This window comes from Arthrobacter terrae, assembly GCF_015708085.1.
In the GTDB taxonomy this organism is placed as follows: domain Bacteria; phylum Actinomycetota; class Actinomycetes; order Actinomycetales; family Micrococcaceae; genus Arthrobacter_M; species Arthrobacter_M terrae.
In genome coordinates this window covers 153,611-175,756 of record NZ_JADNYM010000006.1, presented here as the reverse complement: position 1 = coordinate 175,756, position 22,146 = coordinate 153,611, and the positions used below count along the sequence as shown (strand labels likewise).

At 60.2% G+C, this 22,146-nt stretch carries 19 protein-coding genes and 18 tRNA genes; 35 read left to right on the top strand and 2 right to left on the bottom strand.

The genetic code is table 11. The features are described from left to right. Positions 1–63: 63 nt before the first annotated feature. Complete coding sequence (locus IV500_RS21365; protein ID WP_230854575.1) at positions 64–531, bottom strand: hypothetical protein; 468 nt, start codon at positions 529–531, stop codon at positions 64–66. An 831-nt stretch (positions 532–1,362) separates the two neighbouring features. Here IV500_RS21365 and IV500_RS06410 point away from each other — a divergent pair. The 4 genes from IV500_RS06410 (at position 1,363) to IV500_RS06395 (ending at position 7,260) form a co-directional block, all read left to right on the top strand. Then, positions 1,363–2,847, top strand: coding sequence for a hypothetical protein (locus IV500_RS06410; RefSeq protein WP_196395979.1), 1,485 nt, complete (start codon positions 1,363–1,365; stop codon positions 2,845–2,847). A 263-nt stretch (positions 2,848–3,110) separates the two neighbouring features. Beyond that, a complete protein-coding gene (locus IV500_RS06405; protein WP_196395978.1) occupies positions 3,111–4,106 on the top strand; it encodes a hypothetical protein in 996 nt (331 codons plus the stop codon). Positions 4,107–4,721: 615 nt separating this feature from the next. After that, positions 4,722–5,708, top strand: coding sequence for a PDDEXK family nuclease (locus IV500_RS06400; protein ID WP_196395977.1), 987 nt, complete (start codon positions 4,722–4,724; stop codon positions 5,706–5,708). A gap of 172 nt (positions 5,709–5,880) precedes the next feature. Next, complete coding sequence (locus IV500_RS06395; protein ID WP_196395976.1) at positions 5,881–7,260, top strand: hypothetical protein; 1,380 nt, start codon at positions 5,881–5,883, stop codon at positions 7,258–7,260. A 143-nt stretch (positions 7,261–7,403) separates the two neighbouring features. Here the strand turns inward: IV500_RS06395 and IV500_RS06390 are convergent, their stop codons facing one another. After that, complete coding sequence (locus IV500_RS06390; RefSeq protein ID WP_196395975.1) at positions 7,404–9,281, bottom strand: hypothetical protein; 1,878 nt, start codon at positions 9,279–9,281, stop codon at positions 7,404–7,406. 350 nt (positions 9,282–9,631) lie between these two features. Here IV500_RS06390 and IV500_RS06385 point away from each other — a divergent pair, with 350 nt between their 5' ends. The 31 genes from IV500_RS06385 to IV500_RS06235 all read left to right on the top strand — a co-directional run bounded on the left by IV500_RS06385 (position 9,632) and on the right by IV500_RS06235 (position 22,140). Beyond that, a complete protein-coding gene (locus IV500_RS06385; RefSeq protein ID WP_230854574.1) occupies positions 9,632–10,285 on the top strand; it encodes a hypothetical protein in 654 nt (217 codons plus the stop codon). A gap of 125 nt (positions 10,286–10,410) precedes the next feature. Continuing rightward, positions 10,411–10,659, top strand: coding sequence for a preprotein translocase subunit SecG (gene secG / locus IV500_RS06380; protein WP_196395973.1), 249 nt, complete (start codon positions 10,411–10,413; stop codon positions 10,657–10,659). A gap of 40 nt (positions 10,660–10,699) precedes the next feature. Continuing rightward, positions 10,700–12,004, top strand: a complete 1,305-nt coding sequence (gene secY / locus IV500_RS06375) for a preprotein translocase subunit SecY (protein WP_196395972.1) — start codon at positions 10,700–10,702, stop codon at positions 12,002–12,004. Between the two features lie 281 nt (positions 12,005–12,285). After that, complete coding sequence (locus IV500_RS06370; protein WP_196395971.1) at positions 12,286–12,846, top strand: hypothetical protein; 561 nt, start codon at positions 12,286–12,288, stop codon at positions 12,844–12,846. Between the two features lie 294 nt (positions 12,847–13,140). Then, complete coding sequence (locus IV500_RS06365) at positions 13,141–14,010, top strand: hypothetical protein (protein WP_196395970.1); 870 nt, start codon at positions 13,141–13,143, stop codon at positions 14,008–14,010. A gap of 255 nt (positions 14,011–14,265) precedes the next feature. Next, the gene (locus IV500_RS06360) at positions 14,266–14,670 is read left to right on the top strand and encodes an NUDIX hydrolase (protein WP_196395969.1); all 405 of its coding nucleotides are present in this window, start codon (positions 14,266–14,268) and stop codon (positions 14,668–14,670) included. A gap of 88 nt (positions 14,671–14,758) precedes the next feature. Next, positions 14,759–15,148 (top strand): hypothetical protein, encoded by a 390-nt coding sequence (locus IV500_RS06355; RefSeq protein WP_230854573.1) that lies wholly within the window; start codon positions 14,759–14,761, stop codon positions 15,146–15,148. A 222-nt stretch (positions 15,149–15,370) separates the two neighbouring features. Next, a complete protein-coding gene (locus IV500_RS06350; RefSeq protein ID WP_196395967.1) occupies positions 15,371–15,955 on the top strand; it encodes a hypothetical protein in 585 nt (194 codons plus the stop codon). 94 nt (positions 15,956–16,049) lie between these two features. After that, on the top strand, positions 16,050–16,532 hold the full coding sequence (locus IV500_RS06345) for a hypothetical protein (RefSeq protein WP_196395966.1): 483 nt from the start codon (positions 16,050–16,052) through the stop codon (positions 16,530–16,532). A gap of 2 nt (positions 16,533–16,534) precedes the next feature. Further along, entirely contained in the window at positions 16,535–17,038 is a 504-nt protein-coding gene (locus IV500_RS06340; protein WP_196395965.1) for a cupin domain-containing protein, read from the top strand. A 203-nt stretch (positions 17,039–17,241) separates the two neighbouring features. Continuing rightward, positions 17,242–17,757 carry a hypothetical protein gene (locus tag IV500_RS06335; protein ID WP_196395964.1) on the top strand — a complete coding sequence of 172 codons (516 nt, stop codon included), beginning with the start codon at positions 17,242–17,244 and terminating at the stop codon, positions 17,755–17,757. Positions 17,758–17,783: 26 nt separating this feature from the next. Beyond that, positions 17,784–17,963, top strand: a complete 180-nt coding sequence (locus IV500_RS06330; RefSeq protein WP_196395963.1) for a hypothetical protein — start codon at positions 17,784–17,786, stop codon at positions 17,961–17,963. Positions 17,964–18,511: 548 nt separating this feature from the next. After that, a tRNA-Trp gene (locus IV500_RS06325) sits at positions 18,512–18,584 on the top strand. A 187-nt stretch (positions 18,585–18,771) separates the two neighbouring features. Then, positions 18,772–18,856: transfer RNA gene (locus IV500_RS06320), tRNA-Tyr, on the top strand. A 370-nt stretch (positions 18,857–19,226) separates the two neighbouring features. Further along, positions 19,227–19,299 (top strand) — tRNA-Ala (locus IV500_RS06315). Positions 19,300–19,383: 84 nt separating this feature from the next. Further along, positions 19,384–19,456 (top strand) — tRNA-Ala (locus IV500_RS06310). A gap of 111 nt (positions 19,457–19,567) precedes the next feature. Next, on the top strand, positions 19,568–20,098 hold the full coding sequence (locus tag IV500_RS06305; protein ID WP_312875842.1) for an HAD domain-containing protein: 531 nt from the start codon (positions 19,568–19,570) through the stop codon (positions 20,096–20,098). Between the two features lie 4 nt (positions 20,099–20,102). Next, positions 20,103–20,175 (top strand) — tRNA-Lys (locus IV500_RS06300). A gap of 32 nt (positions 20,176–20,207) precedes the next feature. Then, positions 20,208–20,280: transfer RNA gene (locus IV500_RS06295), tRNA-Lys, on the top strand. A 177-nt stretch (positions 20,281–20,457) separates the two neighbouring features. Continuing rightward, positions 20,458–20,533, top strand: a tRNA-Ile gene (locus IV500_RS06290). Positions 20,534–20,553: 20 nt separating this feature from the next. After that, positions 20,554–20,626, top strand: a tRNA-Asn gene (locus IV500_RS06285). A 119-nt stretch (positions 20,627–20,745) separates the two neighbouring features. Beyond that, positions 20,746–20,818 (top strand) — tRNA-Gln (locus IV500_RS06280). A gap of 43 nt (positions 20,819–20,861) precedes the next feature. Further along, a tRNA-Asp gene (locus tag IV500_RS06275) sits at positions 20,862–20,936 on the top strand. A 25-nt stretch (positions 20,937–20,961) separates the two neighbouring features. Further along, positions 20,962–21,033: transfer RNA gene (locus IV500_RS06270), tRNA-Thr, on the top strand. 48 nt (positions 21,034–21,081) lie between these two features. Continuing rightward, a tRNA-His gene (locus tag IV500_RS06265) sits at positions 21,082–21,154 on the top strand. A gap of 119 nt (positions 21,155–21,273) precedes the next feature. Next, positions 21,274–21,347, top strand: a tRNA-Arg gene (locus IV500_RS06260). 18 nt (positions 21,348–21,365) lie between these two features. After that, positions 21,366–21,442 (top strand) — tRNA-Leu (locus IV500_RS06255). Positions 21,443–21,664: 222 nt separating this feature from the next. Next, a tRNA-Val gene (locus IV500_RS06250) sits at positions 21,665–21,737 on the top strand. A gap of 114 nt (positions 21,738–21,851) precedes the next feature. After that, positions 21,852–21,925: transfer RNA gene (locus IV500_RS06245), tRNA-Thr, on the top strand. 40 nt (positions 21,926–21,965) lie between these two features. Further along, a tRNA-Pro gene (locus IV500_RS06240) sits at positions 21,966–22,039 on the top strand. 14 nt (positions 22,040–22,053) lie between these two features. After that, positions 22,054–22,140: transfer RNA gene (locus IV500_RS06235), tRNA-Ser, on the top strand. The last annotated feature ends 6 nt before the right edge of the window (positions 22,141–22,146 follow it).

The following is a 22,146-nucleotide window of genomic DNA, read 5'->3' as shown; positions in this document are numbered from 1 at the left end:
ATCAGGTTCTTGAGCTCCTGACCGATATTCCTCCGGCCGCAATGCAGTCAGGAGAGGCAGAGCCTAGAGGCGTCTGCGGGTAATACGCGAGAAGCGTTGGACTACGTTTCGGGTGGCGGATGTACTTTGTCTAACTGGAAGCAGCATGGCGAACTCCTTGAGGACCTCGAGGAGTGCGGTTGCTGCAATAGCTGCGACGGCCCCAATAATGATCAACTTAGAGTCTCGGATGCCTTGTTCCTCCGGCAAAGTAATAAGCTGCTCCTGGTCGCCAAGCTGCGGGACCAGATTGACTTTCGTGGCACACTGGTTTTTACCTTGAGCCGCTGAATCGTAGCTATAATCTACGCACATATTGCGGAGGCTCAGATCCTCCTCTGTCGCCGCCTCACTGCCTTGGGTATAAGTCAAAAGGGTAGGAGTGTAGAGACGATGCAAAGGGGGAGCATCCGACGCGAAATCACGCACAAGGCACCTGATAACAGTTCCTCCAGGACCCGGATCGCCTTGAAAATCAATATGGCCGACCATACCTGATTCACGCCCATCAAACCACGACTGCGCCTCCTGTGGAGGCTGGAAACCCAGGGTGTTGGGCGTACCAGATGAAGAGACGACAGGGTCACCATTGAGGTATCAATCGTTCACCAGATGAGAGATCGGGCCACCAAGCACCAGGCTGCCACGCGCTACACGCGAATTGACGATGGCAAAGAGAGTCGCCTGCGAATTCCCACCTTCAATACGCCAATACCAAGATAGATGGGTCGACAACGTTTTGCTGTCATAAGGAGATGCGTATAGGGCGACCGCACTCGAAGAATCCAATGATCGATCAATCGAAGATGTATCACCCGGCGCTCCAGAAGGACGGCTGACTGGTCCTGGGAGTAGGAAATAAGTCAACGCTATTAGAACTGAAGCAACGGCCGTCCTCACAAAAAAGGGGCCAGTAGTTCGTCCTCTTCGGTCTTATGACTATTGGTGATTCCGAGGACCTCTTTTTCTGAGCTGCAGTTCTGCGCACACGGGGCGCAGCTGATGGTCGGTACACGCGCTTGGCAGTGGCCACATCTCATCCCCTTTTTGTATGGTGCTAAGCAAATGCTACGGCCATGCTCATTGATTCGTGGGGGCAATACGTAATGCTCCGCGGGTCCCAAGCTGGAGCACACGAAATGCGGGTTCCGGAGACTTCTCTGGAGGTACTGGGCGTAGGTCTCAAGGCTGCTGGGAAGTCTCGTCAGGCGCTGCGGGCTTCCTCGCGCTCATCAACGGGCCGGCGACTTGCAATGCTGCAGCCGGCGCGCCTATAGAGGTGTGACGGAGACGGCGTGGGGACCATCCGCACACATGAGATGCATGAACACATCCACGAAAGCCGGTATCGCCGGCACTGTCGGCGTACTCGCCATCATCGGCTTGGCCCTTCTTGACCCACTGACACGCGCCCGCTTCATTAACGAGGTCCTCATCACCTGGGGTTTCCCTTTGCTCCTGGTGATCATTATCGGCGCGGTGCTGCTGGCCACCCTTGCTTCGGAAAAGATCGGCGTGTCCGTCCTGGTCTGTGTCCTGGGCCTCGGTGGCCTCGTCTTCTACGGCATGGCGCGCACCTACAACACCTCGCTGGAATACGCCTCCACTGTCCAGGAGAGCAAAGACGAGATGCCGACTTTGAAGGAACGCGCCCCGTTCCTGGTCGCCGAACGCCAGGCCAGCTCCAACCTGTCAGGCATCAACGGGCAGATCGGCGGGACCGATTACCTCGCCGACTCCAACCACTACTCAACCCTCGTGGACCGGAAAGGCCCCTTCAACCCCGGCTACGCCGCCATTATCAATCAGACCATCGCACTGACCGGCCAAGCCACTGGTAAGCCCTGCCTGTTCGATGAGAAACACGCCGGAGAACGGATGGACGGCTGGCTGGGCAACTCACTGACCCGTGCGATCGCGGCCAAGGATTCCATGCTGATCGCCAAGGTCGCAGACGTTTGGGGTTACTGCGACGGGGACACCCCCAAGGTTGTCGTGCCGGTGACCAAGCTGAGCGGCTGGATCAATCCAGTCCACGTCCCGGCTGGGGTCGCCATCTACGACGGACATACCGGCAACGTCGAAATCCGTTCCGAGGTCAAAGCCGGCGAACTGCCGGGACCGGTCATCCCCGTGTCCTATGTGGAGCGTGTCAATGCCTCCCTCTCCACCCACAATGGTGACTGGTGGACCATGGTCACCGGCCAGTCCGGCCTGACCGACGAGGTAAAAGACGATAACGACCCGAACAAAGACAACCACAGTGCCTTCTCCCTGGCCTTGAAAGGTGAACCCGGTTCCGTGTTCGCCTCCCCGTTCACATCGCGTGCTTCATCGCGGTCCATTGAGGACATCGCGCTGCTCGAATCCGGGCACGTCAAAGCCGGCGAGACTCCGACCGTGACCCTTTACCACCTGGACAACCCACGCCAGTCAAATGCCGCCACCGCAGATAAAATCAAGGCTGACTATTCATCCCTTGCCGGGTGGGCGACCGGGCTCAGCGTCCAGGAAGTGATCCCCGTATCCCATGACGAATGGGCTGCCTCCATCGGGCTGAACCAGAATGTCGTCTACCGGGTCCTGGTCAAAGCTGACGGGTCCTCCTGCCTGACCAACGCGGACGGTGAAAAGATCCGCTGCATCGATGCTGCAGGCAAGACTGTGGGGGCCTCCGGCACGGAAACCCCGGCAGACGGTGGCCAGCCTTCCACCATGGGGGCAGTCAATGCACTCAGCAACGAGGACCTCGCCAGACTGCAGTCCGCTGTTACCGCCGAAGTCCTGAAGCGGCTCACCCAGAAGTAACCGCGGCCGTCCCGTGAGGGACACCACAGAACTGATGGCACGTGGTGTGACAGATGCGGCCGTAGCGTTGATCCCTGAAGAACCCTGCTGCGCCCCCCAAGTAGCGGGGTTCTTCTCTGCCCGAAAACAGTACGCTGGATTGTTCCCCGAACGTGGCGTTAGACTGGCGCCCATCCGGATGCGCGGGCCCTGCAGGAGCGGAAGCATTTCCTTGCAGGGCCTTTGCGTGGCCGGTACCGGCGCGTGCCGCACACACAACGGGTATGACTGAAAATACGGCACGCCAGCCTCAAGGCATCCCCACAGGCGGCCAGTTCGCCGCCACTACCCATGCAGAGCCGTACGTCACCCTGGAGAGCAGGAAGACACCGGTGGCCGAGCCGGACGCGGCAAGTATCCTCGCCGGCAACCAGGATTTTGTCAGCCTCCGCTACGTCGCCTACGACGATCGGCTCACCGAAGAACAGATGACCATGATTCTCGCCGGTCAGTGGACAGCGGCCGAAAATGATGTCGACGAGAACTTTTCCGACAGCGCCTACGACGAAGCGGTCACGGTCGCTAAGGCCGAATTGGAGGCAGCTGTCGAAGCCGGATCCTTCGACCGGGAATGGGATGACCTTGACCACGATGAGCAGGACGAGGCACGCCGTGCTGTCGAGGAGAGGGACGACTCGGACCCTGTCCAGGGCCTGCTCCGCAACACCCCGGACCAGCTGATGCGCACCTCCCTCGGCGCCCCTGAACCGCTGCTGAAGGACCGCGCCGCAGCTTCCGGGCATCACCTTGACGACGGCGGGTTCGAGGCCCGGAAAAAGGCCATCAGCGATCTATTGGAAGCCTCCGGAATGGACACCTCAGCTGACGCTGTCCAGGAAGAAATCGGGGCCCTGGTCAACGAGGGACCCTTCGACTGGCATGAGGGTGTACAGCTGGATGTGATCTGGTACGGGGCGCTCGAGGATGCAGTGCCGACCCCGCGTGGGGAGTCCGCGGAAACGGACGGATCCAAGGTTCTGGAGTTCGCTACCCCGCATGTTCTGCTCATCGACAAGTGGAACGGTTCGGGCCATGAAGTGATTCTCCCGGCACCCCTGAAGAGGACCCTGACACGTGTCGGCTACGACGAAGCGGAAGCACCCCAAACGGGCCGTGCGTACCTGGACAGCGACTCCGGGGGCTACGGCTGGGACTCCGTCGCCGGTGTGTACAAGCCTGCGTACAAGGACGCGGCACCGGCCGCGAGCTGGTCTACCTGAACAACCGGACACGATAAGAGCCCTGCCGGCGTCGAAGAAACACCGGCGGGGCTTTTTCTTTTGACGTTTGCGGATGATCTCAAGCACGTCCCGTTAACACGAAATGGCCCCCTATTTGGGAGCCATGTGATAACCCTCGTCTCTAGGGGTCGGTATCGTTCCTTAGGTTATCACATGAAACCAAATCTGTGGTCTCTCACCTTTGAAGCCACTCCACCGCCAAAACGGCCCGATCACGGGTGAAACGGACCTCACTCGCACAACACAACAGGCCTGCATCCCAGTGCTGGCGCGGATTTTGCCGGGTGCCGGACCCTCACTCGACCAAACCTACCTGGGGAGGGACATATATATGGAGAGAAAAGTACTCTCTCTATAAGGGGGAGGGGCTGAAGGGCAGAGAGCAAGGGGCCCCTTATATATATATATCTATTTAAGGTCGTTTAAGTAGAGTAGTAGTAGTAGGGGCCCTATATTCCCCGCCGTTCCGGGGATTTTCCCACTCGACCAAGTGGTAGGGTGACGGTCGTTTGGTGGGAACGACCGGTAGGGTCGCGATTCTGCCCCGACAGCCGTCCCGGCGTTCTCTGCGCATGTTTGGATGCAGGAGGAAACATGCCAAACCGCACCGCACCCAAAGCTCCACCCACGAAGCCGAAGGCCGCCCCCAAAAAGGGCGCCGCCGGAACCGGAACCAGGACCGCAGTACAGCCGTCGCGGAAGGGGACAACGCCCCGGACCGGCACCTCCCAAAAAGCCGCCACGGCGAAAACAGCTCCGAAAAAGGCCCCGGCAGCTAAGACCGCAACAGCTCCGGCACGGACACGAACCGCTGCCAAGATCTCCACTGCGCGTCGACCACCGGCCCGCAGCACCGGCAGCAAATCACGCACCTCGCGGACACCTAAACCAAAAGCCATGGAGGTCTCCTACTCCGGACGGATCTTCCGCTCCCGGCTCGAGGCCCGCTGGGCAGTCTTCATGGACCTGCTGGACGTGAACTGGGATTACGAACCGTCCTTCTACCAGGTCGGCGAAGAGCTGTTCTACCTGCCGGACTTTTACCTCCCCGACCACCAGCTCTGGCTCGAAGTCAAAGGCGCCCCGTTCATGGACACGGCGAGCATGGCAAAGGTGCTTGCTTCCGTTGCAGGCCCCATGCGCATCCCGCTGCGTGAAGCCCCCTACACTGCCAGTGACCGGCTCCTGCTCGGCGGGCCCTTCAAAGCCCTCAAGCATGGACTGATGCCGGTCCACACGCTCATCACCCCTGCCGGACCCAACCTCGCCGCGCTCAGCCACGCCGCCTTCGACATTGAACCCGACGGTCGGGCCAGCATCAACACCCTCGGCAACCCCTGGGACACGATGGCTGCCACAGGCGTCAAGGCCGCCAGACGGCCCAACCCGGCACGGCTGCAGCAGTTACTCGAACCAGAACCGCATCTCAGGCCAGGGCTGGTTCCTGACCGGATTTCGCGGGCGTACAACGGCGCGTACCGGCTTGCCTTTGACGGGCTCAGCCGTAACATTTCGGACCACGATGTCCTCTCGGCTGTTTCCCGCCGCCGTTCCGGACGGCCGCTCGGTGCGGCGGCTTGACGTTGGAGCCATCCAACCGATCTACTTTCATCCGGGGGCGGCAGGTTTTCTGCCGGAGCCGGGACGTCTGTACCGGTGACATCAACGTGTCCTGCCGCACACATCCGGTGCAGGTCACCTAGGTGCACCCCGTCAGATGGACCACTCCGACACCAGAAAACCATGGGGAACAATGCTTAAGAAACCAATCAGGGCAGGAGCTGCCATCATCGGTGGCGTCATGCTGACCGCCACCATTTTGACCGGCTGCTCCAGCAGCCCGAAAATCACCCTCGACGGCTCCGAAGTCACAGGACTCGACAAAGCCATCGCAGCTGCGGACACCTCCTGGGCCCAGCAACGTGCCGGCGCTCCGAAGTCCAACGTCGATAAGGATTCCCGCTGCTACGCCCAGACCACCAGCGATGGCGTTCTGGTCGACAAAGCCCTCTGCGGACCCATCCATTACCTCGGCGCTGACGACCAGGTCTGGGAGGAAATGGACTGGAAGCCGTCCGGGGATGGAACAGACAAAGTCCAGTTGTCGGCCACGGACTCCTTCTCGTCGGGCAGCCAACCGGCAGCCAACGCAACCCTGTACCGCACCGATGGCAAGAAAGCCCCGGACGGGCTGAAGGTCCCGGAACCGGACACCAAGACGTCCGACGCAGGGCAGGCTATCTGGGGCTCTCAGATCACGCCTGACACCACACCGGGGATTTCGGTAGTAACACCTGATGTGTCGATGACTTTGAACAACCTGAAGATCTCCAACCGTGTCGGCAGCGGGAACGGCCGGGTCAAGGCCGGCGACGGGAACAGGTTCGCGTCAGTGGATATCAGCACGGGCAGTCGGCGAGATTCATTCAAGACTGAGCTCGCCCTTGTTTCCGGCGGCAAGACCTACCCTGCTGGGCAGGTCCAGAACGGCAAGCTGTCGATGGTGTTGCCCGGTGACGGTAAAGATGTTGCCTTGGCTGTCACCTTCGATGGATTCACCCAGAAGGTAACCTTCGCGGACGGGAAGCTGGAGACGAAGGCGACCGCCTTCTATGACGGTTACGCGTCCCAGGCGACGGCACCGAAGCTTGCGTCGATCATGGTTGGCGAAGACCTCGGGACCCACGCCAAGTTCTACCCAGGTGACTTCTCCGCGACCCGCACCGCCTACAACGAGAAAGCCGGCTGGGCTCCCGAAGGCAAGGCATGGTTGGTGCTTAGCGGCACATGTGGTACCAGTTCCTTCGAGAACAAGGCGCGCATGGGCAACGGCTCCATTGTCGCGAGTTACACGGCGACGACGACGGTCACCTCTGCTACGGTGAAGAATGTCTCCGGCACAGCGTTCAGCAGCGATGCCACCAGGATCGACGGGGGTGGGGAAAATAACTCTGACGGCTCGAAACGCGAAACGACCATCGTACTGGAAGTCCCCGCAGGTGTAGGCGATTTCAGCGTCAGCCTGGCTTTGAACGCAGCCGGCGTGAACGACAACACCAGTAGTGCCGCACCTCGCACCGTCAGCCTTGACACACCCGTCCCGGCTTTCGATCTGACGTTCAAAAAGAAGTAAAGCTCACCACAACACAAGAAAGCGGCTGGACTCGTAAGGGTCCAGCCGCTTTCTTGTGTCCTCAGTTGCGGACCAATCCGCAACAACCCGCATGAGGCTCTGCTAGCAGGAGGGTTGCCCTTCGCCATGAATCCGCATGCAGCCTATCCGCCGTCCCCGGTGTAATTCCGCAGAGAGGTCAGCATCGTCTTAATTTTCAGGTATTCAGTGGTGCCCATGTAGGCCGTCAGCTTATCCATTCCTGTCAGGTCAGGGCTTACGTCGGCGAGGACTGTGCTGTCATTGATGGAATGCGCGAAGGTGCCGCCCATCCTGGAATTGGGCCGCGAATCCGAACTGACGAAACCCATGCCTCTCTCGTGGTCCAGATCAGATGCGGAATACGAGTTGACACTCAATGTGCCGCCCCACGGACGGTCCGCGACTTTGAACCCCTGAAAAACGAGCCCGTTCACTGATCCGTTGACCACCGGTTTCAGTTTGGGAACCGGCGCGTAATCCAAAGTCTTCTGGGTGAGGCCGTACATCACGAAGTCGCTTGCCAGCTGGGCGCCCGAGACAAAGACAGACATGTCGTCGCCTTTGTCATTGACAACGCTCTCATTCGCCCCGGCAACGCTATAGGCAGGCTTTGGCCCCGGAACGACCTTCCAGTCCGATGGGATAAGGAACTGGTACGCGTGGTCGGACGTAGTGTGCCAGGCCCACGGGGCCGCATCAAAAATTTTCTCTACACTGTCACCCGGTTTGAAATACAGATGCCTGTCAGTTTTAGCGGCAGTGAGATCATTGATGGCAGTTCCCACCGTGGCACCGATCTCAACACCGGCAACATAAGCAAAAAGACTTTTGCCGGCTTCGCGTACAGCCTTTTGGTATTTTGCCGCAACATCGCCTAGTCCGGCGCGTTTGCTCAGGGCCAGGATCTGCTCGTCGGTGGCGAGTGTGACGCAGTTATAGATCGAGAGCAAATCGTCTCCGCTGGGCAGGTGCAACGCGGTCAATATGGTGCCTACAGTCTTGAGGCAATCATTGATTTGCAACGCGGTGATCAGATACGTGAATTTTTCTTTCTCGCCTTTTTTCTTCTTCTCCATGTTGTTGTAATCGGTCGCGGCGACTGTAGCGTCCATGACTCCACTAAGGGCGCCCGCGAGGGCCAGCTGCCAATTAGTGTCAAAACTGATCAGCTGCTTGTTTTGACTTTTGATCGTAGGCCATGCCAGGAGTATGTCTTCTTTAGTGAATTCGAAGGTATACGTGCCGAACGGCATCACGGGGTAGATGTTGGCAGTCTCGTTCTCTGGACTCATCATTCCGCTGTTAAGCATCATGGCACCCACGGTTTTCCAGTCGAAGTATCCTTTTGCCTCGATGTCTGAGGTCGCGGCGTCAGCGACTGCGGAGGGAGAGCCAGCAACATCGGAACTGTCCAGACTGGCGCTGACAGGTGTCACTGGGGTGCTGAAGTATCCGCCGTAGCTGCGGTTGATGGTGACTTTGACGATGAGGTTGTCCGGGTGTTTTATGCTGCCGGACATGCATGAGGTGATGATGCTGGAGATGTCCGTCGTTCCCAGAACTTTCGCCCACTCGGGCCTGGCCAAATTTTCGCAGGTAGGCGGAGCAGCCTGAACGCCGAGCCACTGGCCGGTTCCGTTGATGACTTTCTGGACGGACGCCATGCCGCCGCCGGTGAAGACACCGCCGACGTCTTTGAAGAAGTCGATGACCGAATACGAGGAGAAGTGCGCGACGGTGGCAGTGAGTGTGAGCCGGTCCTCTGACTGCTTGGTTTTCACCGGCTCCCAGGTCTTGTCTTTTTCGTTCCAGTGCACAATAACTGAGAATGACCCGGAAGGCGGCGGTGTCTTCCGGACGAACGAGATCTGTGCGCCCGATGCCGGAAATGATCCCGCGGTGATTGAGAACTCGGCGAGATTGGAAAGGTGGGCTGCTGGGCCCGGCAAGGCTTCCGTCATTTCAGGTGTCACTTCCCGCGGCTCTACTTTGGCGCTCACATCACTGTGGCCAGGAAAGACCACGGAGACATCTGCACCCGTGGAAAGTGAGGCTGTGACCACTTTGTCCGGCGCCGGGGACGCCTTCGGCTGTGGTGTGCACCCACTCAGTGCCAGAGAAAGAACGACGCAAGCAGCTACAGGCCCTGCCAAAAACTGCCGCTTTCGGGTGCGCTGCAGACGTTTCAAAAGACCAAACATGAATTTCCCCCAATAGTGCCGGAAGCCGGCTGCCGGTTGCAGCGGGCTGTGAGCCTCATGTGTGCGGCGCCGGCCGTTTACCGGCCCGCGGCGGCCGGCACGCGAACCCCCTGGGGAAGGATCTCACATTGTCCGCACACATGACGGTTATGACCGAAAATACCCCCACTGACCTTGGCCCCGAAATTGCGGCCGTCCTGACCTCACTGGCGTCAAACATCAAGACTGAACGCCATGGGACCGAAGCATTCCGGCGGATGGAGACCTCGGAGAATGTCGGCCAGGTCCTCCGCCATCTGCACTCGGCCGCTGGCAACGCCATTGTGGACGCCTTTGACGTCCTGCGGGACAAGTTCGGCCTCGCCGGCACCCACGAGCTCTACGATTATCTGCACACCGTCCCGTATCGCTGGAAACTTTACGAAGAGGCGTACCGGGCAGAGACCTATGTCGGCTGCGTGGACCGCACCGTCAGCCGGCTCGCATCCGAGGTCCGGACGTCAGGTGGCCTGCAGGAGCGCGCGCCGCAACGTGATCCCCGCTTCCAGGTCGCTGGCCTTGCCGTAGACGGTTCCGGGAACCCGATCGGTGAAACCGCTGCCACCGACGCCCTCATCCTGGCCGACCGGTTCGACGATTCCCGCCGCATCCAGCGGCTGTCCTCCGACACGGGCGCCATTACCGCCCGCATCACGGACAACAACGGTCCCGGGGCAAGTCCTGAGCAGGTGCGCGCAATGGTCCGGCTCGTCCTTTGCACCGCCGCGGACATCGCCCGTGAGCAGGATGGTCTTGAACTCTGACTGATCGGCATCTGAAACACCTGACACCTGCCCACTGGGAACGCCCGTCACGTCGCGGAGCGCATAGGGCTACCCGGGCCCGAGAGCATGTCCATCCGCGACCCACTTCACCTAAGGAACCACCAATGACTTTTCTGACTATCGGCCTGCAGGTGCTCGTCGTCGCATTGAGCATCATCATGGGCGCTTTCATCCTGCTGCACAAAGCATCCGGCGGCGGCGTCTCCGGCATGTTCGGCGGCGGTATGACCAACAGCCTGAACTCGACCGGCGTCGCAGAGAAGAACCTCACCCGGTTCACCATCGCCGCATCCGTCATCTGGGCCGTCGCCATCATGGGCCTGGGCATCATTACCCGGTTCACCGGCCACTAACCATCCAGCCCTCGGGCATTATTTCAAGGAGGGCCGGCTTTTGCTGGACTCAATTACCCGCGTCTTCAGGACCCCTGACCTGCGCAGAAAACTGCTCATCACCTTGGGCGTTCTGACTATCTTCCGCCTCGGCTCCTTCATCCCAGCCCCGGGTGTGAACGCCTCCAACGTCCAGGCCTGCCTGTCCATGGGCGGCAGCTCCGGCGGCATCTACGACATGGTCAATATGTTCTCCGGGGGCGCCCTGCTCTCCGTGTCCATCCTGGCCCTGGGTGTCATGCCGTACATCACAGCGTCGATCATGATGCAGCTGATGAAAGTCATCGTTCCCCGGCTGCAGGAGCTGCACGCCAACGGCGACCAGGCAACCGTTACCCAGTACACCCGTTACCTTGCCGTCGGCATGTCAGCGCTGAATGCGACCACTATTGTCACCATGGCCCGCACCGGGAACCTGCTGGGCAGCTGCCCCCTCCCGATCGTTACCGACCAGGGCTTCATGACGTCCCTGATCATGGTCATCTCCCTCGTCGCAGGGTCCGTCCTGGTGATGTGGATGGGTGAAAAGATTACCGAGCGCGGCATCGGCAACGGCATGTCTCTGCTGATCTTCACATCCATCGCATCCGGTTTCCCCACCGCTTTGGGCACCATTGGACGGGTACAGGGCTGGGGAGTCTTCGCCGCCGTCATCGCCGTCGGGCTGGTCACCATTACGCTCGTCGTTCTCGTTGAGCAATCCCAGCGCCGCATCCCTGTCGTCTACGCCAAACGGGTCGTCGGCCGCAAAACCCTGGGCGGGAACACCACGTTCCTGCCGATCAAGGTCAACATGGCCGGTGTCATCCCCGTCATTTTCGCTTCAACACTGCTGTCGCTGCCGAGCCTGATCGCCCGTTTTTTCACCGGCAACCAGTCCGGCGGCGGCCCCGCATGGGCGCAGTGGGTCATTACCAATCTGACCAAAGGGGACCACCCGGTCTACATGGTGATCTACACACTGTTCATCATCGGATTCTCGTTCTTCTACGTGTCGATCACCTTCGAACCTAAGGAGATTGCTATGAACATGAAGAAGTACGGCGGTTTTGTCCCCGGTTTCCGTCCCGGCAAGCCAACCGAACGGCTGCTCAAGTACGTCTCGGACCGGATCACGACAGCCGGCGCCCTCTACATCGGCGTCATCGCACTGATACCGCTCATCGCCCTGGTGCTCTTGAACGCAAACCAGAACTTCCCGTTCGGCGGCTCCGCGATTTTGATCATTGTCGGTGTCGGGCTGGAAACGGTTAAGCAGATCAGCTCCCAGATGGAGCAGCGTTCCTACCCCGCGTTGATGCGCTGACCAACCCTTTCGAAAGCCCGGCAGGCTGCCTGTCTGCCGGGCTTTCGGCTTTACGGCGATGAGCGACCCGCTGAGCGCCGCACACATTCCAGGTATGACAACAACGCGCCAGTCAGCAGCCGCGGTCCGTGAACGGGCTTTTCTCTGCATTTCCTGCAGTGGAGGTTGCCGCGACACCAACGGTGCATACACGCTGTGCGCTTTGTGCGAACTGGATGAAGCGGTGGTGCCGGCAGCTTAGGCCTGGTTAGAGGCCCCAATGAAGACAAGAAAGGCACGCAATGCGCATCACCCAGCATTCCCCGTTCGCCACAGAGGACCAACCAGAGACCGTGCAGAAGATCCGCAAAGGCCGCGGTCGGGTGGCAGCCTACACATCCTCCAAACCCTGGGTCCGTCGGGAAGTCCGTCTCAGCGGGCAAGCCGAAATGCGCAAAGTCATCCGTGCCGCCCGCGCACTGAAAGTGACGCTCCAGTGTGACGAGACGCTGGAAGAACTCCGTGGTCTGGCTTACGAAAGCTACCGGCTGATCGCCATCGCCGAACACCGGAACCCGATGGACCTACCCAGGATGCATCCCGCTACCGTGGATCGACTCACCGTGAACTACCTCCGGCACGTCCGGACTGTCTATGACCAGTCCTTGCTACGGAAAAGGTTCACCACCTCGGACGTGCGATCCTGGTACAACAAGGAACTCAAGGCCAGCTGCCTGGAGGAGATCGCCTCCGCCTACCCTGCACTTGCCGGCGAATGCGAACGTCAGCGAATGATGATCACCCAGACTTTGGACGAAGCCGCCGTCAGCCAGACCCTTGAACGGTTTGACGCCGCAGCCTGATCACCGAAAGGCTGCCACAGCACCGGCCCTGAACCCCAGCAATGGAGTTTGGGGCCGTGCTGCTTTTGCGAGCCAGGTGCGCATACTTCTGATCAACGGCGGGCCCTGCGCGGATTGTCCGCACCGGTTTCGTGCCGACCAGCAGGCTGATGGCTTCGTCACGGAATGATCTAGCCGCACACAGATCAGGTACGACCTTTCCACCAGCCGTTCGCCCACTCCGCAGTTCTCCTGCCGGCATCCGGAAAATCCGTCATCTACGCATGTTTACCTATGAAAGCTAAGGAGCAGCACGTGACCACCACAGCCCGTCAGCCCAAAGGAGTGCCTGTTGGTGGCCAGTTTGCGCCAGACACCCGCGCCGAACCAGACCTGACTTTGGCAGCACCCACGCCGGCGCCGGCCATTTCGGTGCCGTCAGACCCGAAGTGGTTCAACCTCGTCTACGAGGATCAGCCCTCCAACGGAGAGCGCCGCAGTTATGCACGCATTGCTTTGGACGAGTCCTTGGCAGGGGATGACTTCAACGTTGTCCACGACGAGGAAACACAGACGGCAATCCGGGCAGAGGCCGATCGGGACGACTCGATGGACGTCGCCACGGACCGGATCAAACGCAGCGGAGCCAAGGCTCACCAGTTCGGTGCCGCCACAGCCCGCGAGCTCAAAACCATTCGTGAACGCCGACTGGCTGTCGAAAGCCACTACATCACCACAGCGGAGGACACCTACGAGGTAGCGGCGGCGAAGATCGGCTCCAGTGCCGCAGAGTACCGGCGCGCCCTTGAGGCGACGTTCCCGCACGTCGGTGAGGAATGGTACGGACAGATGATGAAAAATCAGGAGCTGCAGCCCGAAAGTTGGCAGCGCCGGGAGCTGCACAACATGGCGACCGTCAACGAACGCAACGCAGCCCTCACGACACCACGCGCTGAGGTCAGCGAAGACGAGAATCCGGACTTCACCTCCCACCCGGTCACCGCTCTGGAATCCCGGATCGACGCTCTCATCGCTCACCGGGGTGACCCTACCGATGCGGTGAACATCGGGTACCTTGCTCACGAGTCCGGCACAGGTTACGGCACCGTCTACATCAAAGCATTCGCCAAACTGCGTCTCGCGGCGTGGCGCCACACACCCATCGCCCCTACCGGGAAGGCATGACCATGACCGTTACCGTAACCACCCCCGAAAAGACCGCACCGGCCCCGGTGGCTCCCGGACCCATCACGGAAATGATCAACAAAATCCAGGCCGCTGTGGTTCCAGGGGGTTATCGAACGGCTGGAAGGCGCGACGGTTCTGGAGAACGCATTCCTCCGGGTCGACACGGACACAATCCGCTTCCCTAACGGCGCCCTCGGCCATTACTCCACGGTCAACTCCGGCACCGGTCCGGGCGTCATTGCGATCCCGTTCGTGAATTTCCGCGGCACCCCGCATCTGGGCCTGGTCCGCCAGTACCGCTACCCGATCGGGGAGTTCACCCTTGAGTTCCCGCGCGGTGGAGCCGAGGACTTGTCTCTTGACGAGGCGCCCCGCGAACTCATCGAAGAAACAGGGTTGGAGTACAGTTCGGCGATACGACTCGGCACTCTCCGGCCCGACACCGGAATCCTGACCACTCAGGTAGCGGTCTGGAAGACCGTGCACGGCATCGAGCACCTTCGCCCCGGCCACGTCGAGGATGAAACCGGAGCGAAGATCGAGTGGTACAGCTATGGCGAGCTCATCGGCATGATCCGGAATGGGAAGATCATCTGCGGAATGACCTTAGGAGCGATCACCTTACTGGGTTCCGGAGGACACCTCAACTGCCCGTAACGGACCTGGGCCGGAGCTTTACTCCTTCGGCACCTTCCAGAACTTTCAGGTGATGCAGGATTCCCCATATGCCGCACACATGGGGTTTATGACATCCTCACCTTCTGCCGCACCTACCGTAACCAGTCCTGCCGAGCGGGCCTCCGCCGGCCGGCAGGCCATTACTGACTGCCCGTATACGTTCGAAGAACTTCAAGGTGACGGCGACGCCGAGCTGGTCGAGCATGCCGCAGCCTGCGACGAGAACGTCAACGCGGCCCTTGACAGGATCGGTGAGCTTGGCGTCGACGAGGCCCACCTGCTGGGGAAGTTCCTGGCGGAACAACTGGTGCAGAACGCCATCGATGCCGAGTACAAAGAGCAGTTGGGCGCCTACCGGGCAGCACCCCGCACGACGATCCCCGAGGAGGACGGTGTGCTGGCTTACGAGCTCAACGACCCCAAGCACCCGGACTACCTGGACCGCCTGGGCATCTAAAAGACAGCGCCAAAAGCACGGACAGTGAGGGCCCGGCAGATCATCGTCCGGCATGAAAACGGGTGATAGCCACGGAATTGGCGTGCTTCAGCGGCACACCGCGAACTGGCACCCCGGAGATGAAATACCGATCCACACGAGCGGCTTGGCGCAGCGCTGACCAATCCGGGACCGCCGCTGACGTAAACTTCACCCGACTCCCCAACTCGCAGCAAGGACACCATGACTGCCATCACCGACCAGGAACCGTCCAGGTCTCCCGACTCACCCCTGACCTTTGGGCAGGTACTGGACCTCTCCACACTGGTTCCCGGTAGTCCCCGCATCATCGGCTGTGACATCCACGGTATTCGTGGCATCGCCACGATCACACTGACTAACAAAGGGCCGCTGCGACGGCCCTCTGTCCCGCTGTTCATTGAGCCGTCCGCAGCGGCCCGGATTGCCCCCGAAAGCCACCTGCTGGAGTTGCGTTACATGTTGGCGGCGGAGGCTAACATCAAAGACCTGTACGAGTTCGATGACTGGAGCTACCGCCGCGCCCGCCAGGCCGCACAAAGCGGCATCGAGAAATTCACAGGGCTAGGACCTAAACCCTGGCCAGCCCCCGCATCGCATATCCCGGACAACGCCGTCGACGTGGATGAAGACGGGAACCTCAACTTCACGGTGTACGAGACATTCGCCGAAGGAAGCACCATCAATCCGGAGAATTTCAACACCTGGGCTTCCGAATACTCCGGGTACGCCGACCACTCAACCCGGCAAAGGCTCGGGACACTCATCCGGAACAGTTACAACCACTGACCCGTTCACGAAAAGAACCCGCCACTAATCCTGTGGCGGGCTTTTTGTTGCTTCACCTCCACCGCGATTATCAGCTGCCGCACACAGACTGGTTATGAGCACATCACGCCAGCCCAAGGGCATCCGCACCGGCGGCCAGTTCGCTGCCGGCATCCACACGGAGCCGGAACTGTCCCTCAACACCGCCACACCCGCAATCTGCGCAGATCTTGTCGCAGCCCGCAGAGTGCTTTCCGCACAGGTCGGAGCAATGGATGTCACCGCGGCAGCCAAGGGTCTGAAGAAACGGTTCCGCGGTGCGCACAGGATCTCGGCGTACCGTTCCAGCAGCCAGATATATGATCCTGAAGAGATGACGGTGCGGATCACTGATAGGGATGATCGAACCATCTGGGAGGGATCGCGCGCGAAAGTTGCCCAGCTCGGCAGCCTGTCGCTGATCCCGGACAAATACCAGGAAGAGGATTCCCCGCTGCGCACCAGCCGGGTCAGTGGCAGCAACGGCAACATGTGGCGGTACTACAGCATCGACAAGATGGCAGCACTGACACCTGAAGATCTGGCGGTGGACGGGTGAGCGTGGGGCAGCTTGAACATCCCCGGACAGAAACGGCAGGGGTAGGAGTTGTCCGCAGCTCCGCCATTGAAGAATCCCTCACCGGAAACCAACGGCAGTACCTGGCAGGGCCGCTGGGTAGACCCCAGGACCTTGAGCACCTGCCGTACGGGGACGTCGAAGTTGGCATGTCTTCCTACCCCGTGGACACCGCCGATCAGCCACATCTGCACCCGCAGCAGCGCGAGTACCAGTACATCCTCAACGGGTGCGCCTTGCTGCTCAATCTGGACACCGGGCAGATCCACGTTTTGAGGACCGGTGACTTTTACGTTGTTGAGCCCGGAGTCGCTCACGCCCAGAAACAGGAAGCCGGCACCCGGATCCTGTTCTTCAAACACCCGGCAGGCAACGACAAAGTCCTCATTGACCCGGATGCGGAACTGACCGGCTGGCTCGAAAATCTGGACTTCCACGCCCAGACACCCAAATCTTCTGCAGTGGCGAGCCCGCAGGAGAACCAATGAACGACAATCGCCGACCACATAGCGTGCCAACGGGCAGCCAGTTAGCCCCGGCCCATTTTCGTGCGCCGGCAAAAACGGTTGCGGCCCGTCACCGCATCCACCGCATAGGGATGACAAACCCTGACGGGCTTCTCTGCTGTGCCCCAGATAGGTGAACCCTAAGAGCTGTCCGACACCGACCTGACCCCTGAACGGATACCTTCATGACTTCGACAACAGAAATACCGGCACCGGAGACTGCCGAATCTTTCAAAGAGCCGGCAGACCTCCCGCTGGCTCCTGCCGACGCCCAGCTCATCACCCTAGGCGACGGTCGGATCGTGGCTCCGGCACGGGACCGCGAAGTGCTGCTCGCCTGGGGTCTGGACGTCGTTCTGGTTGTTCTGACGGCAATGGGCTTCTATCTGTTCCTGTCGTTCACGATGCCGGCACCGTTCCCGTACGCGCGTGAACTGTTTGCGCTGGCAGGCTGGCCGGCGGCCGCCCTCGTCTACGGTTTCGCTACCGCCTATCACCGGTCCCTTGGCCAGCTCGCCTCCGGGACCCGCACCCTCCGGATAAGCACCGGTGGACGCATGGGGATTTTCCGGTCTGGCTGGATGATGGTTCTCCGGGTCATGATCCTCCCGGTCGTCTTCATCTACTCGCTGTGCGGCGGCAGCACCTTCGGCATCAAAGACCGGCACATCTCAATAGACGCTCTCGTCACAGGCCTGTGAATGCCCCGGACAGCTGGTAGGAGCGCATGAGGTACGTCATGGCCGCAGTAGCCGTGGCCCTGCTCGTGACAGGTGCCTTTCAAATGTCCGGGTTTCATTGGGAGGGACTGGTCGCGTTGTTGGTTGGCGGCAGCCTGTGGTGGGCGTCCCTGTATCTGAGCCGGGCGGCCTGGCAGGCAGCCAGAGACGGGCGACCAGGCAAATGAAAAAGCCGGTCTGTCGCGCAATCAGTGGCTGGTTACGTGGCGCTGGCCGGGAGATCGAAACACTCTCGGCGCCCCTATCGATTCCGGCGGAATGACGAAAGGTGCAAACTGTTTCAGGAAGTGATGACACTTTTCGAAATTGCCGCACACATTACTTTCGATAAGGGAGCTGCCACCTCGGATCTCGTGAGAGATTTCGAATTTACAAAAACCATATCTCTCAGTTAGAGTTTTCTCAGCAGGCCATCAGGGTCAGTATTGTTCAGGAAAGGACAAACCATGCACGCATCATCGCTCAGCATTTCAGCCGTATGCGGCCGCAGCTATGTCCTGCCCACGAGCAAGCCGGCGTTGGCATCATCCGCGAAAGCCTACGGAAATACCTGGCAGCAGTGGAACGATCATGCAAGGCACCGAAATATCCTCTAAATTGTGACGGCATAACCGTCCACCAGAGGCCGCTTCGGGTAAGTCCAACCCCGAGGCGGTCTTCTTTTTGTCCCGATGAGGACAGCCAGACCGCCACCTCGCCGGAGCACCCGGCATTAGGGGAGGTAGCTCAGTTGGTAGAGCAGCGGATTCCAAACTCGCAGGCCGCAGGTTCGAGCCCTGTCCACCCCGCGTAATACAGCACTCGCAAGAGATGCATTTGTGATTTGAGAACTCCATAGTGAACGTGAAATATGAGCGGAAAAATTATCGGAATGCCAATTCCGGTGATGCTACTTTTCTGCGCACATAAACAAGTATCAAATAGTTTCCGGGCCGGCGCGCAGAGTTAGATCTGAAGGCCGGTCCGGGGACTTTTGGCGGATTACCCGAGTGGCCAAAGGGACCTGACTGTAAATCAGGTAGCTTCAATGTTTACACTGGTTCGAATCCAGTATCCGCCACGCGCAGAGTAGGGGAGCCCGGCAGCCTCCGCCGGGCACGAACCCGGCCTCTGCAACGCCCGTCTGGCGAAACTGGCAGACGCGTAGAGCTCAGACCTCTATGTCTTTCGGGACGTCCCGGTTCAAGTCCGGGGATGGGCACTTGCTGGATGAGATACCGGCAACAAGGAGAGGCCAGCCAGCTGTCAGTGCCGGCCTCTCCCCGGCACGCTGTTCGCGGGTTTCACGTGTACAGGTGCGACCGTGCAGCTTCCGCTCCGGAGGTACCGATCCGTTCCCTGCGTGCCAGCGGTGAGAGCACTCTCAGACGCCGTACACATGGGAGTAGGGACAAGCACGCTCTGCATCCGGGGTAATACTCCAGTGCAAGGGGGATATGGCGCAGATGGTAGCGCACCTGCATGGCATGCAGGGGGTCAAGGGTTCGAATCCCTTTATCTCCACGTTGATCCGCAAGAATCCCGCAAGGATCAATCAAGGGTTCATCAAGAACCCATCAAGACGAGGACCGGGTTGCCGGTCCGAATGGGGCCATGGCGCAATTGGTAGCGCACCTGCTTTGCAAGCAGGGGGTTCGGGGTTCGAGTCCCCGTGGCTCCACGGCTGGGTTGGGAAACGGAATGAATCCAGGGAGAAGATCCCTAAGAAGGACACTGGATGTCACCCGCCACCCGCCCGGCATTGGTCACCTGGCAACGAAAGAGGAGAACAGTGAACGTCACCATATACTCCGACGCTGACGGTATCTTTGTTGCCTGGTCCGATCACCGCTTCACCCCGGCGCCGGCCGAACACACCGGCTGGACCGGACCCTGGCATCACGTGACGATCCCCGGATCGTTTCCCGGGTACTGGTCCGAAGACGTGGTCGAGGCGATGAACCGGATCGCGGCCCACCCGGACGTCACCGTCAAATGGCTGACGGCCTGGGAGGAAGGCGCACCGGAACAGCTGGCACCAGTGATAGGGCTCGACGGCGCAGGCTGGGAGATGATTCAGGGTGTGGAAGATGACGACCCGGCGAATGGAAACTGGTGGAAGCTGGCGAAAATCCGTGATTACGTCGCCCGTAACCGACCTGACAAGCTCGTATGGATGGACGACGACATCAACTTCGATCCAGCTTCGCTGGCCTGGCTGAAATCGCTGGACATCCCGGTGCTTGTGATCTGCCCGAAGACTGCGCACGGCCTCACCAGGGACCACATGGCCGAGATCGAAGCGTTCATCGGGAAGCAGTAATGACGGGCCTGTAACTCAGTTGGTAGAGTTCTCGACTTTTAATCGAGATGTCGCGGGTTCGAGCCCCGCCGGGCCCACGCATAAATGACAGCCGGAAAGACGGCATCACGCCTCCATAGCTGAGTTGGCTTTAGCACTTGACTCTTAATCAAGGGACGCAGGTTCGAATCCTGCTGGGGGTACAAAGTGCAGCACGGATCGCCAGGCGGGATGAACCTCGAGGATCGCCGGCGGGACGTGCTGCACTCCAAATGTGGGATCCGCTCCCCGCCCCTGTGCATGGGGTAAAAGTGGAGGCGCCCAGCCGGCGCCGGGCAGGCTCATACCCTGTTCGGATGCACCTCCGGCCGGGCGTGCACGGTCATCTAGCTCAGCTTTGGTTAGAGCGCTTCGCTGATAACGAAGAGGCCCGGGGTTCAAATCCCTGGATGGCCACTGCGGGTATATCCCGCTAGTCCCGTCTAGCTCAACTGGCAGAGCAGCCGGCTGTTAATCGGCAGGTTATTGGTTCGAGTCCAATGACGGGAGCGTTGTCCGTACTGGTGTGTGGCTATGCAGAAACGCATAGCGGGCGCTCACAGGCTGGCAGAAAGCTCACCACGATGCGGGTCGCTCCCGCTCTGGGTGAACGGTAAAAGTCCGGTTGATGCGCCGTGGGAAAATTGGCAATCCGCCTGGTTCTGGCCCAGGAGACTACAGGTTCGAACCCTGTCGGCGCAGCGAATGCAAGCACCGCATTGCGGTCCGGTAAGAGCCCGGATATGGAGTAGTGGCTCAGATGGCCTAGAGCACCCGCCTGTCACGCGGGAGAACGCGGGTTCGAATCCCATCTATTCCGCGGGGGATTACCCCTTGCAAGGTCCGCCCGCTTAGCTCAGCAGCAGGTCGCGTCCTTGGTAAGAACGAGGTCGCCGGATCAATCCCGGCATCGGGTTTGAGGCGCCGCCGTTGGCACGCGAAAACGCGGCGGTGTGCGCCGCATGGTGGGTGTAGCTCAGATGGCAGAGCGCCTGGTTGTGGTCCAGGAGGTCGCGGGTTCGAGCCCCGTCACTCACCCTCAACACAATTGCCCGATTCATAGAGATGAGGGCTCGCAATAACTTGGCTCCATCGTCTGATGGCGGGACGCCGGCTTCTCAGGTCGGTGACGGGGGATCAATACCCACTGGAGCTGCGCGCCCGTAGCTCAGTTGGATAGAGCGCCGGTCTACGGAACCGGAGGTCGGGGGTTCGAGTCCCTCTGAGCGCACGCATCATGAAACATCTCGCCCGCCTGGCCCAATTGGTAGAGGCGCTGCACTCAAAATGCAGTCATTGTTCCCGGTTCAAGTCCGGGGGCGGGCACGACGGAAGCTGCACTGGACCATCCTTCGTGGTGATCTCAGGCGGGTATTCCTTCGGCGCATGGGATGACGGGGAGACTTTCTCCGGATGCCGCACACATGGAAGGTGTTGGACACCGCTGCGTAGGCCTATGCGCAGTCGAAGAGCCCGCAAGGGGCCGGTGGTCCAAGTTCCGCCGACGGGCCGGCCGGTCAACGGCGGCGGAATGAAACATAGGTCAGCGCCTGTATAGCTCAGTTGGCAGAGCACCTGCTTCACACGCAGGTTGTCCGGGGTTCGAGTCCCTGTGCAGGCACTGGATTCCGCAAACCAAGGTCCCCGGCAACGGATGGCGTCAAAAACGCGGACGGGGTAACGCCACGATACGGCGGGAGGCCCAAAGCCAGGCCTGGCAGGAAAGCCTCCACCTGCCTCCTTAGCTCAGCTGGCCAGAGCGTTCGTTTTGTAAGCGAAGGGTCGCCGGTTCGAATCCGGCAGGAGGCTCATGGAACTGCACGTTCCGGCTACGGCCATCAGTGCGCAACGGGGTGTAGCTCAGCTTGGTAGAGCGCCTGCTTTGGGAGCAGGAAGCCGCAGGTTCAAATCCTGTCACCCCGACGCAGTAAAAGAATGGCGAGGTGGCGGAGCGGCCAAACGCAGCTGCCTTGAAAACAGTCGCCCGGGAAACCGGGCCGGGAGTTCGAATCTCCCTCTCGCCGCACACA

Coding starts and splice junctions, on each gene's coding strand:
- IV500_RS21365 (WP_230854575.1), bottom strand. CDS start 531: ATGGTCGGCCATATTGATTTTCAAGGCGATCCGGGTCCTGGAGGAACT.
- IV500_RS06410 (WP_196395979.1), top strand. CDS start 1,363: ATGAACACATCCACGAAAGCCGGTATCGCCGGCACTGTCGGCGTACTC.
- IV500_RS06405 (WP_196395978.1), top strand. CDS start 3,111: ATGACTGAAAATACGGCACGCCAGCCTCAAGGCATCCCCACAGGCGGC.
- IV500_RS06400 (WP_196395977.1), top strand. CDS start 4,722: ATGCCAAACCGCACCGCACCCAAAGCTCCACCCACGAAGCCGAAGGCC.
- IV500_RS06395 (WP_196395976.1), top strand. CDS start 5,881: ATGCTTAAGAAACCAATCAGGGCAGGAGCTGCCATCATCGGTGGCGTC.
- IV500_RS06385 (WP_230854574.1), top strand. CDS start 9,632: ATGACCGAAAATACCCCCACTGACCTTGGCCCCGAAATTGCGGCCGTC.
- secG (WP_196395973.1), top strand. CDS start 10,411: ATGACTTTTCTGACTATCGGCCTGCAGGTGCTCGTCGTCGCATTGAGC.
- IV500_RS06370 (WP_196395971.1), top strand. CDS start 12,286: ATGCGCATCACCCAGCATTCCCCGTTCGCCACAGAGGACCAACCAGAG.
- IV500_RS06355 (WP_230854573.1), top strand. CDS start 14,759: ATGACATCCTCACCTTCTGCCGCACCTACCGTAACCAGTCCTGCCGAG.
- IV500_RS06350 (WP_196395967.1), top strand. CDS start 15,371: ATGACTGCCATCACCGACCAGGAACCGTCCAGGTCTCCCGACTCACCC.
- IV500_RS06345 (WP_196395966.1), top strand. CDS start 16,050: ATGAGCACATCACGCCAGCCCAAGGGCATCCGCACCGGCGGCCAGTTC.
- IV500_RS06335 (WP_196395964.1), top strand. CDS start 17,242: ATGACTTCGACAACAGAAATACCGGCACCGGAGACTGCCGAATCTTTC.
- IV500_RS06330 (WP_196395963.1), top strand. CDS start 17,784: ATGAGGTACGTCATGGCCGCAGTAGCCGTGGCCCTGCTCGTGACAGGT.